This window comes from Saccharothrix sp. CB00851 (genome assembly GCF_001905065.1).
In the GTDB taxonomy this organism is placed as follows: Bacteria; Actinomycetota; Actinomycetes; order Mycobacteriales; family Pseudonocardiaceae; genus Actinosynnema.
In genome coordinates this window covers 117,411-131,304 of sequence record NZ_LWLC01000034.1, presented here as the reverse complement: position 1 = coordinate 131,304, position 13,894 = coordinate 117,411, and the positions used below count along the sequence as shown (strand labels likewise).

Below are 13,894 nucleotides of genomic sequence, written 5' to 3'. Positions count from 1 at the left end.
GTGAACCCCACGATGGCCGGGACACCCAAGAAGAACCTGATGCTCTTCGGCGGGCGCGCCTACCCCGAGCTGACCGAGCAGGTCGCCAAGCACCTGAACGTGTCGGTGACCCCGCAGTCGGCGTACGACTTCGCCAACGGCGAGATCTTCGTGCGGTTCGAGGAGAGCGTGCGCGGCTGCGACGCGTTCGTCATCCAGTCGCACTGCGCGCCCATCAACCAGTGGCTGATGGAGCAGCTGATCATGGTGGACGCGCTGAAGCGGGCGTCCGCGAAGCGCATCACCGTGATCATGCCGTTCTACCCGTACGCGCGGCAGGACAAGAAGCACCGCGGCCGTGAGCCGATCTCCGCGCGCCTGGTGGCCGACCTGTTCAAGACCGCGGGCGCGGACCGGCTGGTGGCCGTCGACCTGCACACCGCGCAGATCCAGGGCTTCTTCGACGGCCCGGTGGACCACCTCTGGGCCATGCCGCTGCTGGCCGAGCACATCAAGGACAAGTACGCGGGCCGCGACATCACCGTCGTCTCCCCCGACGCCGGCCGCACGAAACTGGCCGAGAAGTGGGCGGACACCCTCGGCGGCACGCCGATCGCGTTCATCCACAAGACCCGCGACCCGCTGCGGCCGAACGAGGTCGTGGCCAACCGGGTGGTCGGCCAGGTCGAGGGCAGGCTGTGCGTGGTCATCGACGACATGATCGACACCGGCGGCACCATCACCAAGGCCGTGGACCAGCTGCTGGCCGAAGGCGCGTCCGACGTCGTCATCGCGGCCACCCACCCGGTCCTGTCCGGCCCGGCGATCGACCGGCTGCGCGACTGCGGGGCCCGCGAGGTGGTGTTCACCGACACCCTGCCGATCCCGGCCGAGAAGCGGTTCGACGCGATGACCGTGCTGCCGATCGCACCCCTGCTGGCCCGCGTGATCCAGGAGGTCTTCGAGGACGGCTCGGTGACCTCCTTGTTCGACGGCAACGCCTGACACTTCGCGCGCCCTGCGGGATGATCCCCGGATGGCGCTCGATCACGAACGGCCCGACGCACCTGGTGCGTCGGGCCGTTCGTCGTCCAACTCGGTGTCGGGCGCGGTGCACGGCCCGGTCGCGCAGATCGGCGTCGTGCACGGCGACGTGAACCTCGTGACCGGCGCACCGGTGCGGACCCGGTACCGGGAGCAGGTGCGGCGGATCGCGCCACCGGAACTGATCGGCCGCGAGGCGGAGTTGGCCGACCTGACGGACTTCTGCACGTCCTCCCCCACCCCCTACCGCTGGTGGCGGGCGCCGGCGTGGTCGGGCAAGTCGGCGTTGATGTCGACGTTCGTGCTGAACCCACCACCCGGTGTCCGCGTGGTGTCGTTCTTCATCACCGCCCGCCTGGCGGCGCAGAACGACCGCACCGCGTTCATCGACAACGTGCTGGAGCAGCTGGTCACGATCCTCGGGCAAGACCTACCGCCGCTGTTGACCGAGTCGACCCGCGAGGGCCACCTGCTCGGTCTGCTGACCGAGGCCGCCGAGGCGTGCCGGGACCGCGGTGAGCACTTCGTGGTGCTGGTCGACGGCCTGGACGAGGACCGCGGCGTGACGACCGGCCCGGACGCCCACAGCATCGCGGCGCTGCTGCCGGTCGACCCGCCCGCGGGGATGAGGGTGGGTCGTCGCGGGCCGCCCGGACCCGCCGATCCCGACCGACGTCCCCGATCACCACCCGCTGCGCGACCCGGACATCGTCCGGCCGCTGACCACGTCACCGGCCGCGCAGGCGGAACGCGCCGACATGGAACGCGAGCTCAAGCGCCTCCTGCACGGCACCCGGGCCGAGCGGGACCTGCTCGGCCTGCTCACCGCGGCGGGCGGCGGCCTCACCGCGCCCGACCTGGCCGAGCTGACGGGCTGGTCGGCGTGGGAGGTGGACGACCACCTGCGCACCGTGACGGGCCGCAGCTTCAGCAGGCGCAACGCCCACTACCAGCCGGGCCGGTCACCGGACGTCTACCTGCTCGGCCACGAGGACCTGCACGTCAAGGCCATCGACATGCTCGGCCCCACCCGCATGCGCGAGTACCGCGACCGCGTCCACGGCTGGGCCGCGACGTACCGCGACCGGCAGTGGCCCGCCGAGACACCCGAGTACCTGCTCCGCGGTTACTTCTCGATGCTGGGCGCCACCGGTGACCTGGACCTGATGATCAGGTGCTGCACCGACCCCCACCGGCACGACCGCATGCTGGAGCTGTCCGGTGGCGACGGCGCGGCGATGGCCGAGATCACGGCCACCCAGCAGGTCGTGCTGGCCGCCGAGGAGCCGGACCTGGTCACGATGAGCAGGCTGGCCGTGCACCGCGACCACCTGACCGGCCGCAACAGGTGGGCACCCCACGACCTGCCCTCGCTGTGGGCGGGCATCGGTCACGTCGACCGGGCCGAGGCGCTGGCGACCTCGTTCAGCGACGGCAACCGACGTGACCGGGCGTTGCGGACCACCGTCGAAGCGGTGCTCCGACTCGGTGATCCGGACCGCGCCGTCGACCTGGCCTCGGCCATCAACGGGATCGACTACTACGGCGACGCTCTGGAGTCGATCATCAAGGCGGCCGTCGAGGGTGACGACCTCGATCAGGCCAGAACGCTGGTCGCACGGGCCGAAGGGACCTTCCGGCTGGTGAAGGACGCCTACCGGCAAGGCAGGGCGATGGCGGCTCTGGTCCGGTCGATGATCCGGCTGGGAGATCACCTCGGTGCCGAACGGCTGGCCGCTGCGATCGCGGACCGCCGGTTCCGCGGCGAAGCGCTCCGTGCCGTGGTCGAGGCCGAGCGTGGTGACCTGGCACGGGCGACCGACGTGGCCCGCTCGATCGAGGACACCCGCAGCCGTGGCCGAGCGCTGCAAGCCGTGGTCGAGGCCGAGGTGGACGACCTCGACCGGGCGCGGGCCCTGGCGTTGTCGATCACCGACTCCGCGGCTCAGGGGCGGGCGCTGGACACGGTGGTCCGCCGCCTGGTCGAGCGCGGTGAGCTCGAGCGGGCTTCGGCCGTGGCGGAGCGGATCGTGGACACCGCGCGGCGCGGCTACGCCTTGGTCCGAGTGGCCAGGGCGGGGACCGGACACGTCTTGGCCGATCGGGTGTTCGACCTGGTCCTGACGACCGCGCGGTCGACCACCGACGCCACCGCCCCCGGCCAGTCGCTCACCACCGCGGTGCGCGAGGTGATCCGCACCGACGACGCGGAGGAAGAGGCCGACTTCCTCACCCGCACCGGCAGCCTGGGCGCCAAGGTCGCCACCATGCACCAGGGCCGCGTGCTGCTCGCAGCGGTCTACGCGGCCATCACAGCCGGTGACCTCGACCGCGCCGACGCGCTGGCCGACAGCATCACCGAGGTACGGCACCGCGGCCGGGCGTTGCACGCCCTGACCGAGGCGGCGCTCGGCCTCGGTGCCGCCGACCGGGCCGCCGGGTACCTCGACCGGGCCGAGGCGCTGGCCGGCGCCATCGTCACGCGCTACTCCCGCGACGACATGGCCGGCCGGATAGCGGATGCCGCCATCCGAACCGGTGACCTCGACCGTGCTGAAAAGCTCGTCCTCTCGCTCATCGAGTCCGGGCGCTCCAGTTGGCAGATCAAAAGGGTGGTCACCGCGATGGTGGCCGCGGGCAACCCCGACCGGGCGGAGCTGTTGCTGGACCGTGCCGAGGTCGCAGCCGTTCAGCGGGCGAGGCGCATGCCGAAGCAAGAGCGCTCATGACGGTGACCGAAGCCGTCATAGCGTTCGGCGACCACGACCGGGCGCTCCAACTCGCCCGGTCGATCGTGGATCCCTCGCGGCGCGGCAAGGCCCTGGCTGCCGTCGCCTCGGCGTTGCTCAGGTCGGGCGACCCGGACCGCGCGGGGGCACTCGTCGACTCGATCACCGCGGCCGAGGAGCCGTCGAGCGCGCTACACCTGGTCAGCAGCCTCGAACCAGCGACGGGTCGACGCCTGGTGGCCCGCACCTTCTCGGACCAGCACTGGACGTTGTACCTGGGAACCCTCTGCCAAGTGGCTCCGGAAGCGCTCCCGGCCATGATCGGGGAACTGACGGCCATCGAACGGGTGAGCGGCCCGGCCTAGTGCCGGATCGGCGCGTTGGCAACCCCGATTAGGCCTCGTCCCCGAGGTCGGCCTACACTGTTCAGGTTGCCTCGGCGAGGGCGAGCATCACGCTCGGCGTGATCGACGCGGCGGTTGTGATGCCGCGCGTGTTCACCCTCCGCGCCGCCCGCCGCCGCAGGCCAACCCCCGCTTCGCCCCGCCCGACGTACCCGCCGACGTTTACCAGGCCAGACCGTTAGGAGAGCCCCACCGTGTCCGAGGTCCGTCTCGCCGCAGAGCAGCGCACCGAGTTCGGCAAGGGCGCCGCCCGCCGCACCCGCCGCGCCGGCAAGATCCCCGCGGTGCTCTATGGCCACGGTTCCGACCCGAAGCACCTGGCCCTGCCGGCGCTGGAGTTCGCCCGTGTTGTCCGCGAGCACGGTCACAACGCAGTTCTCACGCTGGACATCGAGTCCTCCACCGAGCTGGCGCTGACCAAGACCGTCACCACGCACCCCATCAAGAACTACATCGAGCACGTCGACCTGCTGCTCGTGCAGCGGGGCGAGAAGGTCACCGTCGAGGTGCCGATCGTCCTCACCGGCGACCCGGCCGCGGCGACCCTGCTCACGCAGGACCTCACCACCGTCCAGGTGGAGGCCGACGCGCTGAACATCCCCGAGCAGGTCGAGTTCTCCATCGCGGGTCTGGAGGCGGGCACCCAGGTGCACGCGTCCGACCTCACGCTGCCCGCCGGCACCACCCTGGTGACCGACGGCGACGCGATGGTCCTCGCGGTGAACGCCGCGCCGACCGCCGCCGAGCTGGACGGCGACACCGGCGAGGCCGCCGAGCCCGAGGCCACCGAAGAAGGCTGAGCCCATCACGTCGGGCAACTCGGACGGCACGCTTCCCCCGCCCAACGGCTGGGGCGGCGTGCCGTTCCCGTTTCTGAGCCCGGCGCAGGTGCGCGCCACCCGGTTCCCCCGTCGCCGGGGCAAGGGCTACGACCCGGCGCAGGTGGACGCGTTCGTGCTGCGCATCGCCGACGCGCTCGCCGGGCGGACCCCGCTGGCTCCCGACCAGGTGCGCACGATCGCGTTCACGGAGATCGCCGGCGGCTACGACCAGCGGACCGTGGACGACTTCCTGGCCGTGTGCGAGCACCAGCTGCGGTCCGGGCACGTGCCACCGACCACGTTGCAGACCGGTGCGGCCCTGCTGGCGGTGAAGCTGCCGCGCTCGCCGAACGGCTACGATCGCGGCGAAGTCGACGCGTTCCTCGGCCGGGCCGCCGCGGCGCTGGACGGCCGGGGGCGGATGACCTCCGGCGAGGTGCGCCACACCAGGTTCACCACCACGTCCGGGCTCCGGCGCGGCTACCAGGTGCGGGCGGTCGACGCCCTGTTGGACGAGCTTGAGCAGGAGTTGCGGTTCCGTGGTCGATGACGTCGCCCTGGTCGTCGGGCTGGGCAACTCCGGCCCCAAGTACGAGGGCAACCGGCACAACGTGGGCTTCCTCGTGCTGGACGAGCTGGCCGCGCGCGTGGGCGGGAAGTTCAAGGCGCACAAGGGCGGCGCCGAGGTGGTGGAGGGCCGCTTGGCCGGCCGCCGGGTCGTGCTGGCCAAGCCGCGCGGCTACATGAACACCTCCGGCGGCCCGGTGGCGGGCACCGCGAAGTTCTACAAGACGCCGCCGGCGTCGGTCATCGTGGTGCACGACGAGCTGGACCTGCCGTTCGGCACGGTGCGGCTCAAGCTCGGCGGCGGCGAGAACGGGCACAACGGACTGCGGTCGATCACCAAGTCGTTGGGCACGAAGGACTACCACCGGGTGCGGTTCGGAGTGGACCGCCCACCGGGCCGGATGGACCCCGCCGACTACGTGCTGCGCGACTTCTCGCTGGTCGAGCGCAAACAACTGGCCCTGGAACTGGACCGCGCAGCCGATGCCGTGGAAGCCCTGCTGGAACTCGGCCTGGAAGCCGCCCAGAACAAGTTCCACTGACCACAACGGACGCGCAGCCAGCCCACCGAGGCTCGATTTGACATGGGTTCGGGTGCGAACGCGGTCAAGCCGCCGTTACCCGTCCCGGTCACGAACTGCGAGACGTAACGGCCCGTGTCCGCGAGAGCGGCGACCACCCGTTCGGGGTGGAAGTTCAGGGTGACGCGCAGGGCGCGGTCGAGCGGCTCACCGGTCGACCGCACCCTCACGTACTCCAGAGCGCGCTCTGCCGGCGACATCACACAGTGGGCACCAAGGCCGCGGCGGCGGAGCGGCGGAGCTTGCCGGACGGCGTCTTGGGCAGGCTGCCCGGCTTGAGCACGACCACCGAGAACGGCCGCAGCCCGACCGCGTCCACGACCCGCGCGCTGATCTCCTTGCCCAGCCCGCGCACCGCCTCGTCGTCACCGGCCAGCTTCGACTCGACCACCACGGCGAACCGCTCCCGCCGCGTACCCGCGTCCAGCCGCACGGCCACCGCGTTCCCCGCCCGCACGCCCTCCACAGCCGTCGCGGCGCGCTCGATGTCCGTGGGGTAGATGTTGCGCCCACCCATGATGATCACGTCCTTGCGCCGCCCGCAGACGACGACCTGGCCGTCCACCACATAGCCCTCGTCCCCGGTGTCCAGCCAACCCTCGGCGTCCTGGGTGGCCTGCGGACCGTTCACGGTGAGGTAGCCGGGCGTCACGGCCTCGCCGCGCACCCGCAGCTGACCGACCTCGCGCTCGCCGAGCACCGTGCCGGACTCGTCCACGACCTGCACCTCCAGCTCCGGCAGCGGCGGCCCGAGCAGCGGGAACGCCCGCGCGTTCGGGCTGTCCGGCGGCACGGGCACGGCGCGGTGACCGGCCTCCAGCTCCTCCGGGTCGACCACGTCGACCGAGATGCCGGTGAACACCGGCGCGAACGCGACACCCAACGTCGTCTCCGCCATGCCGTACGCGCAGAGCACGCACTCGGGGCGCAGCCCGAACCGCGCGCCCGCGTCGGTGAACATCTTCACCGCGGCCGGGTCGATGGGCTCGGCGCCGTTGAGCGCGATCCGCAGCGTGGACAGGTCGAACGCGCCGTCGTCCACGCCCTGCATGCGGCGGGCGGCGATGGCGTAGGCGAAGTTCGGCGCGGCCGTGATGGTGCCCTGGTAGCGGCTGATCAGGTCCGGCCACAGGGTCGGCCTGCCGAGGAAGTCGACCGGCGTGACCTTGACCAGGTCGATGCCGAACAGCATGGGCACGGTCAGGAACCCGACCATCCCCATGTCGTGGAACAGCGGCAGCCAGGAGACCATCCGGTCGGTCTCCGGGTCGAGCTCGGCGGCGGTCTCCATGGCCTTGGCGTTGGACCACAGGTTGCCGTGCGTGATGCGGACGGCCTTCGGGTCGGCGGTGGAACCGCTGGTCAGCTGCAGCAGCGCGGGCATGTCCTCGTCGACGTCGACGGGCGCCGCCAGCGGCTCGCCGTCCAGCTCGGCCAGCCTGCGGTAGGAGACGCCGTTCTCGTCCAGCACGCCCGACAGCGCGTCGAACGGCGCGCCCAGCAGCACCAGCTTCGCGCCGATCATGGTGAGCACGCGCAACGTGTCACCGGCCCACTCGGCCAGGTCGGTGCGGGCCGTCGGCTGGTGCAGCATGGTCGTGCTGCCGCCGGCCAGCCACACCGCCTGCACGGCGGGCGCGATCTCCGCGGGGTCACCCGCGAGGACCGCGATCGACTCGCCGCGCGCCACCCCGCCCGCGACGAGTGCGCCGGCCATGCGGGTGGCCACCTCGTGCACCTCCGCCCACGACCGGCGGGTCGGAGCGTTCGGCTCCCCCGTGGTCATGCCCCGCGCCCGTCCCCCGGCACCCGTAGCGGTTGCCACCATCGTGTCCACGAACCGGCTCATGCCCGTCAGGGTAGAGCGATCTTCCGGCGCATTGAGCCGATAGGGCGAAACATCCGAAGCCGTGGCCAGCGATACTCCCCGGTACACCACACGAAGGAGGTAATTGGGTGGCCGGGTTCGACGCTCGTCAGCACCTGCCGGCACATCCGGCGCCGCTGTTGGGCGCGCAGGATCTGCGGCAGGTCGCCTTCCACCGACCGCCTCCCGGCCAGCCGGGATACGACGAGGTCCAGGTGGACGCCTTCCTGGACCGCATCGAGGCGACCCTGCTGGGCCGTGACGACGTGACCGAGCAGGACGTGCGGCAGGTGCGGTTCAGACCCGCGCGGCCCGGCTACTACGCGGCCGAGGTCGACGCGTTCATGGACCTGGCGGCCGAGACGCTCGGCTCCACGCCCCAGCGCCGCCAGGCCACCGCTCCCGCGCAGGGCGCGCACGCCACGTCGACCGGGATGAGACCGGCGCCGCGGCTGACGCCGCAGGACGTGCGCGGGGTGCGGTTCCACAAGCCCAGACCGGGCAACCGCGGCTACCACGAGGGCCAGATCGACGCGTTCCTCGACCGGATCGAGAACACCCTGGCGGGTCGCGACGACCTGACCGCCCGGGAGGTGCAGGACTTCGAGTTCAGCTACGCGCCGCCGGGGCAGGTGGGTTACGACGAGGACGACGTGGACACGTTCCTCGACCTCGTCGTGGTGACGTTGGAGCGGATGCCCGCCCCCGTCGCCCCCGTCCGGCCGGTCTCATCGGCCCGGGTCGCCGTTGCACCCGCTGCACCTCCTGTCGTTCCCGCTCGACCGCGACCGGGTCCGGGCACGCGCCCGTTGACCGCTCGCGACGTCCGCACCGCCGCCTTCGGCAAGCCGCCGCGTGGTCGGCGCGGCTACCACGAGTCCCAGGTGGACAAGTTCCTGGACCGCATCGAGAACACGCTGCTCGGTCAGGACGACCTGACCGCGCGCGAGGTGCGCGAGGTCCGCTTCAGCAGGCCCATGTTCGGCCGGCGCGGGTACGACGAGACCGAGGTGGACGCGTTCCTGGCGCGGGTGGAGAAGCAGCTGGGCGAGGGACCGCTGCGGCCGAGCGCGCTCCCGCCGATCACGTCGTGGAAGCAGCTGCGCTTGATCAAGGTCCCGTTGGCCGGACCGACGCAGCGCGGCTACCGGACGTCGCAGGTGGACCGGGTGCTGGAGGAGGTCGGGATCGCGCTGGACGGCATGGTCGGCGCGTCGTCGGCGGAGGTGGCGAAGACGAAGTTCGCCACGTCGCTGCTGGCGGGGCAGGGCTACGACTGCGCGTTCGTGGACGAGTTGATGCCGTTGCTGGCGGCGGAGCTGCGGCGGCGCGGTCGTTAGGGTGTCCGTGCTCCGATCGTCAGCTGGAGGCGAGATGGCCGAGGTAGTGCTGTTCCACCACGCGCACGGGTTGACGTCCGGTGTGCGGGAGTTCGCCGAGCTGCTCAGGCAGGCCGGTCACGCCGTGCACACGCCTGACCTGTTCGAGGGACGCGTGTTCGAGCGGCTCGAGGACGGTGCGGCGCACGCGCAGGAGGTCGGGTTCGGCACGATCGTCGAGCGCGGGCGCGCGGCGGTGTCGGAGCTGCCGTCGGACGTGTTCTACGCCGGGTTCTCGCTGGGCGTCCTGCCTGCTCAGATGCTGGCCCAGACCCGTCCGGGCGCCCGGGGTGCGCTGCTGTACAGCGCGTGCGTCCCGGTGTCGGAGTTCGGCTCGGCGTGGCCTGACGGCGTGCCGGTCCAGGTGCACGCGATGGAGGGCGACGAGTTCTTCGTCGGGGAGGGTGACCTGGACGCGGCCCGTGCGCTGGTCTCGTCCACACCGACCGCCGCGCTGTTCCTCTACCCCGGCGACCACCACCTGTTCGCCGACCCGAGCCTCCCGACCTACACCCCTGACGCCGCCACCACCCTCCTGATCCGCACCACCACCTTCCTCACCTAACCCCGCGAGTCGAACCTCCAGGTCCCGCGTGTCGAACGCTCAGGTCGGGCGTGTCGAGCGCTCAGGACCCCCGAGTTCAACACTCACGTCTGTCCTGAACGCGGAACTCGGGGGTCCTGGAGGTTCGACACGCGGGACCTGAGCGTTCGACTCGCGGGTCAGGATTCGGCGGTTTCGGCGGCGGCCAGCCACTGGGCCTCGACGTCCTCGGCCTCGGCCAGCACGGCCTTCAGCTCGGCGTCCAGGGCCAGCAGTCGTTCCGGGTCGGTGGCGGCCTCGGCCAGAGCCGCGTGCAGCTGGGCTTCCTTCTTCTGCAACGTCTCCAGGCGACGCTCCAGCCGGGCCAGTTCCTTGCGCGCCGCACGCTGGTCAGCCGCGGACGAAGGGGCGGAGGCGACCGGCTTCGCGGTCGGCACGGCGGCTTCCTTCTGCTTGTCCCGCCGCCGCAGGTACTCCTCGATCCCGCCGGGCAGGTCGGTCAGCCCACCTTCGCCGAACAGCGCCACCACCTTGTCACACACCCGTTCCACCAGGTAGCGGTCGTGCGAGATCACCACCAGCGTCCCGGGCCACGAGTCCAGCAGGTCCTCCAGCTGCTGCAACGTGTCGATGTCCAGGTCGTTGGTCGGCTCGTCCAGCAGCAGCACGTTCGGCTCGGCCATCAGCAACCGGCACAGCTGCAACCGCCGCCGCTCACCGCCGGACAGGTCACCGACCGGCGTCCACTGCTTCTGCGACGAGAACCCGAACCGCTCGGCCAGCTGCGACGCCGACATCTCCTGCTTGCCCAGCACCACCCGCCGCGCGACCTCCTCGACGGCCTCCAGCACCCGCATCGACCCGTCCAGGTCGTGCAGCTCCTGGCTGAGGTGCGCGAGCTTCACCGTCTGCCCCTGGACGCGCTTGCCGCTCTCCAGCTCGCGCTCACCGGCCAACGCCCTGAGCAGCGTCGTCTTGCCCGACCCGTTCACGCCGACGATGCCGATCCGGTCACCCGGCCCGATCCGCCACGTCAGGTCGCGCACGAGCACCCGGTCGGGCACGGTCAGCGTCGCGTCCTCCAGCTCCAGCACGGTGCGCCCGAGCCGGCGCTTGGCGAACGCCAGCAGCTCGACCGAGTCGCGCGGCGGCGGCACGTCGGAGATCAACGCCTCGGCGGCGTCGATGCGGTAGCGGGGCTTGGACGTGCGGGCGGGCGCGCCGCGGCGCAGCCACGCCAGCTCCTTGCGGGCCAGGTTGCGGCGCTTCTCCTCGATCGCGTCGGCCAGCCGGGCGCGTTCGGCGCGGGCGAAGATCCAGTCCGCGTAGCCGCCCTCGTACTGCTCGACCTTGCCGTTGACGACCTCCCACGTGCGGCTGCACACCGTGTCCAGGAACCACCGGTCGTGTGTCACCACGACGAGTGCCGTGCGACGGGCCAGCAGGTGCTCGGCGAGCCACCGCACGCCCTCGACGTCGAGGTGGTTGGTCGGTTCGTCCAGCACGACCAGGTCCAGGTCCCGCACGAGCGCCGCCGCCAGCGCCACCCGCCGCCGCTCGCCACCGGACATCGTGCCCACCGGGGCGTCCATGCCGAACCCGGTGATGCCGAGGCCGTCCAGGATCGACCGCACCCGCGCGTCGGAGGCCCACTCGTGCTCGGAGGTGAACCCGAGCGGGTCGATCACGGCGTTGCGGACCGTGGAACCCTCGGGCAGCTCGGTGCGCTGCGTGACCACCGCCATGCGCAGGCCGCGGTTCTGGCTGACCCGTCCCTCGTCCGGTTCGGCGAGCCCGGCCAGCACTTCCAGCAGCGTCGTCTTGCCGCCGCCGTTGAGGCCGACGACGCCGATGCGGTCGCCTTCGCCGACTCCGAGGGACACGCCGTCGAGCAGCGGACGCACGCCGAACGACTTGGAGACGTTCTCCAAGTTGACCAAGTTGGCCATTTACCAGCACCTTCATCGAGAACGGGTGACCACGCGGTACGCCAGCCTAGCCATCGCGCCGGCGACGACACCCGGCCCGCACGGCAGAGCGGCGAGCAGGTCAGGCGTGCACCTCGGGCGGGATCGGGCGGGGTGCTTCCTCGGTGCCGATGACGCGCGCCCCGTGCACCGGGCCTTGCGCCACGCGCACCGTCCGGCAGACGCCCGCGCCCGCCAGTTCGGCGGCGACGCGCACCGCCGAGTCGCCGTCCGTGCAGAGGAACGCGCAGGTCGGACCCGAGCCGGACACCATGCCGGCCAACGCGCCCGCGTTCACGCCCGCGCGCAGCGTGCGGCGCAGGTTGGGGCGCAGCGAGACGGCGGCGGCCTGCAGGTCGTTGCCGAGGAGCAGCGCGAGCTGGCGCGGGTCGCCCGAGGCCAGGCCTTCGAGCACGGCTTCGGCCTCACCGACACGGGGCGGGTCGCCGTCCGCGCGCAGCCGGTCGAGCTCGTCGAACACCTCGGGCGTGGACAGACCGCGCCGGTCGAACGCGAGCACCCAGTGGAACGTGTGGCGGGACAGCACGGGCACGATCCGGTCACCCCGGTCGGTGCCGAGCGCCGTGCCGCCGTAGATGGCGAACGGCACGTCCGCGCCGATCTTGCCCGCGATGCCGGCCAGCTCGTCCCGGCTGATCTCCAGCCGCCACAGCGAGGCCAGGCCGACCAGCGTCGCCGCCGCGTCCGCGCTGCCACCCGCCATGCCACCGGCGACCGGGATGGACTTGCGGATGACGACGCGGACCTTCGGGTCGTCCGGGTCGCGGCCGACGTGCTGGGCCAACGCCCGCACCGCCCGCCAGGCCAGGTTGGACGCGCCGGTGGGCACCGAGTCGGCGCCCTCACCGTGCACCTCGACACCGGGGTCCTCGGCGATGGCGACGGTCACCTCGTCGGTCAGGGACAAGGCCTGGAAGATCGTCACCAGGTCGTGGTACCCGTCCGCGCGGAGGTCGCCTACGGCCAGGTGCAGGTTGACCTTGGCCGGGACGCGGACGGTGACCGGGGGTGGGACGACAGCGAGCACGCCATGAAGCGTACGGGCGTTTCCGGGTAGCTCGCTGCCACTGACCGCTGACCTGCGGTGAAACGCACGTCAGGTGCCTCCGTTCGCGTCCCGGGACCGGCTACCGCGAGTCACGGGTCGGTGGACAGGGGTCAGACGGAGAGGACGGAGCCGGCGAAGGTTTCCTTGATGTAGTCCTTGACCTGCTGGGACTGCAGGAGGGCGAGCAGGTCCTTGACGCGCTGGTCGTCCTTCAGCTCGACCCTGGTGACCAGGCCGTTCGCGTTGGGGTTGCCCTCGGTCTTCTCCAGGACCAGTGCGTCAGTCGACGGCTTCAGGCCCGCGTCGATGGCGTAGTTGCCGTTCACGACGGACGCGTCGGTGTCGTCCAGCGAGCGCGGCAGCTGGGCGGCCTCCAGCTCGACGAACTCCAGGTTGCGGGGGTTCTCCGCGATGTCACGGATGGTCGCCGTCTTCTCCTTGCCCGGGATCACCTTGATCAGCCCGTTGGCCTGGAGCAGCTGCAGGCCCCGGGCTTCGTTCGTGGCGTCGTTGGCCACGGCCACCCGGCCGCCGGACGGCAGGTCGGCCAGCGACTTGTGCTTCTTCGAGTACACGCCGAGCGGTTCGAGGTGGACCGGGCCGATCCACTCCAGCGGCGCGCCGCTCTCCGCCTTGAACGTGTCCAGGTAGGGCACGGTCTGGAAGTAGTTCGCGTCCAGCGACCCGTCGACCAGCGCGACGTTCGGCTGCACGTAGTCGGTGAACTCCACGACCTCGATCTTCAGGCCCTTCGACGCGGCCAGGTTGTCCGCGACGTAGCGCAGCACCTGGGCGTGCGGGACGGGGCTCACGCCGACCTTAAGGGGTGCGTTCGGGTCGGACGCGGCCCCGGTGTCGCCACTACCGCAGCCCACTGCGGTCAGCAGCACGGCGAGCAGGGCAGCACGAATACGCATTTCGTTCCTTAGGTGAGGAGAAAGAC

14 protein-coding genes are annotated in these 13,894 nt (G+C 71.6%); 8 read left to right on the top strand and 6 right to left on the bottom strand.

The features are described 5' to 3' along the window. Nucleotides 1-12: 12 nt before the first annotated feature. Nucleotides 13-984 carry a ribose-phosphate diphosphokinase gene (locus tag A6A25_RS29380; protein WP_073896156.1) on the top strand — a complete coding sequence of 324 codons (972 nt, stop codon included), beginning with the start codon at nt 13-15 and terminating at the stop codon, nt 982-984. Nucleotides 985-1,026: 42 nt separating this feature from the next. On the opposite strand, the gene A6A25_RS29375 is transcribed toward A6A25_RS29380, so the two are convergent. Beyond that, nucleotides 1,027-1,251, bottom strand: coding sequence for a hypothetical protein (locus A6A25_RS29375; RefSeq protein WP_143193485.1), 225 nt, complete (start codon nt 1,249-1,251; stop codon nt 1,027-1,029). Nucleotides 1,252-1,266: 15 nt separating this feature from the next. Beyond that, entirely contained in the window at nt 1,267-1,437 is a 171-nt protein-coding gene (locus A6A25_RS44310; protein WP_158073840.1) for a hypothetical protein, read from the bottom strand. Between the two features lie 344 nt (nt 1,438-1,781). Here A6A25_RS44310 and A6A25_RS29370 point away from each other — a divergent pair, with 344 nt between their 5' ends. The 5 genes from A6A25_RS29370 to pth all read left to right on the top strand — a co-directional run bounded on the left by A6A25_RS29370 (nt 1,782) and on the right by pth (nt 6,086). Further along, nucleotides 1,782-3,752, top strand: coding sequence for a hypothetical protein (locus tag A6A25_RS29370; protein ID WP_073895669.1), 1,971 nt, complete (start codon nt 1,782-1,784; stop codon nt 3,750-3,752). Beyond that, nucleotides 3,749-4,117 (top strand): hypothetical protein, encoded by a 369-nt coding sequence (locus A6A25_RS29365; RefSeq protein WP_073895667.1) that lies wholly within the window; start codon nt 3,749-3,751, stop codon nt 4,115-4,117. The genes A6A25_RS29370 and A6A25_RS29365 overlap by 4 nt, the downstream gene beginning before the upstream one ends. Before the next feature lie 233 nt (nt 4,118-4,350). Further along, nucleotides 4,351-4,956, top strand: coding sequence for a 50S ribosomal protein L25/general stress protein Ctc (locus A6A25_RS29360; RefSeq protein ID WP_073895665.1), 606 nt, complete (start codon nt 4,351-4,353; stop codon nt 4,954-4,956). Between the two features lie 58 nt (nt 4,957-5,014). Beyond that, entirely contained in the window at nt 5,015-5,527 is a 513-nt protein-coding gene (locus tag A6A25_RS29355) for a DivIVA domain-containing protein (protein ID WP_073895663.1), read from the top strand. Then, nucleotides 5,517-6,086 carry an aminoacyl-tRNA hydrolase gene (gene pth, locus A6A25_RS29350; protein WP_073895661.1) on the top strand — a complete coding sequence of 190 codons (570 nt, stop codon included), beginning with the start codon at nt 5,517-5,519 and terminating at the stop codon, nt 6,084-6,086. The genes A6A25_RS29355 and pth overlap by 11 nt, the downstream gene beginning before the upstream one ends. 238 nt (nt 6,087-6,324) lie before the next feature. On the opposite strand, the gene A6A25_RS29345 is transcribed toward pth, so the two are convergent. Then, nucleotides 6,325-7,974, bottom strand: coding sequence for a fatty acyl-AMP ligase (locus A6A25_RS29345; protein WP_073895659.1), 1,650 nt, complete (start codon nt 7,972-7,974; stop codon nt 6,325-6,327). A gap of 107 nt (nt 7,975-8,081) precedes the next feature. Between A6A25_RS29345 and A6A25_RS46465 the strand changes: the two genes are divergently transcribed. Together A6A25_RS46465 and A6A25_RS29335 are read left to right on the top strand one after the other, a co-directional pair. Next, nucleotides 8,082-9,332, top strand: coding sequence for a DivIVA domain-containing protein (locus A6A25_RS46465; protein WP_073895657.1), 1,251 nt, complete (start codon nt 8,082-8,084; stop codon nt 9,330-9,332). A 34-nt stretch (nt 9,333-9,366) separates the two neighbouring features. Beyond that, a complete protein-coding gene (locus A6A25_RS29335) occupies nt 9,367-9,936 on the top strand; it encodes a dienelactone hydrolase family protein (RefSeq protein WP_073895655.1) in 570 nt (189 codons plus the stop codon). A 158-nt stretch (nt 9,937-10,094) separates the two neighbouring features. Here the strand turns inward: A6A25_RS29335 and A6A25_RS29330 are convergent, their stop codons facing one another. The 3 genes from A6A25_RS29330 to A6A25_RS29320 all read right to left on the bottom strand — a co-directional run bounded on the left by A6A25_RS29330 (nt 10,095) and on the right by A6A25_RS29320 (nt 13,868). After that, a complete protein-coding gene (locus A6A25_RS29330) occupies nt 10,095-11,864 on the bottom strand; it encodes an ABC-F family ATP-binding cassette domain-containing protein (protein WP_073895653.1) in 1,770 nt (589 codons plus the stop codon). Nucleotides 11,865-11,964: 100 nt separating this feature from the next. Further along, complete coding sequence (locus A6A25_RS29325; protein WP_073895651.1) at nt 11,965-12,930, bottom strand: 4-(cytidine 5'-diphospho)-2-C-methyl-D-erythritol kinase; 966 nt, start codon at nt 12,928-12,930, stop codon at nt 11,965-11,967. Nucleotides 12,931-13,061: 131 nt separating this feature from the next. Next, entirely contained in the window at nt 13,062-13,868 is an 807-nt protein-coding gene (locus A6A25_RS29320) for a MetQ/NlpA family ABC transporter substrate-binding protein (RefSeq protein ID WP_073895649.1), read from the bottom strand. Nucleotides 13,869-13,894 lie beyond the last annotated feature (26 nt).

Bases quoted from the DNA above. Each gene is read 5' to 3' on its own strand.
- A6A25_RS29380 (WP_073896156.1), top strand. From the start codon at position 13: ATGGCCGGGACACCCAAGAAGAACCTGATGCTCTTCGGCGGGCGCGCC.
- A6A25_RS29335 (WP_073895655.1), top strand. From the start codon at position 9,367: ATGGCCGAGGTAGTGCTGTTCCACCACGCGCACGGGTTGACGTCCGGT.
- A6A25_RS29365 (WP_073895667.1), top strand. From the start codon at position 3,749: ATGACGGTGACCGAAGCCGTCATAGCGTTCGGCGACCACGACCGGGCG.
- A6A25_RS29330 (WP_073895653.1), bottom strand. From the start codon at position 11,864: ATGGCCAACTTGGTCAACTTGGAGAACGTCTCCAAGTCGTTCGGCGTG.
- A6A25_RS29320 (WP_073895649.1), bottom strand. From the start codon at position 13,868: ATGCGTATTCGTGCTGCCCTGCTCGCCGTGCTGCTGACCGCAGTGGGC.
- A6A25_RS29345 (WP_073895659.1), bottom strand. From the start codon at position 7,974: ATGAGCCGGTTCGTGGACACGATGGTGGCAACCGCTACGGGTGCCGGG.
- A6A25_RS29370 (WP_073895669.1), top strand. From the start codon at position 1,782: ATGGAACGCGAGCTCAAGCGCCTCCTGCACGGCACCCGGGCCGAGCGG.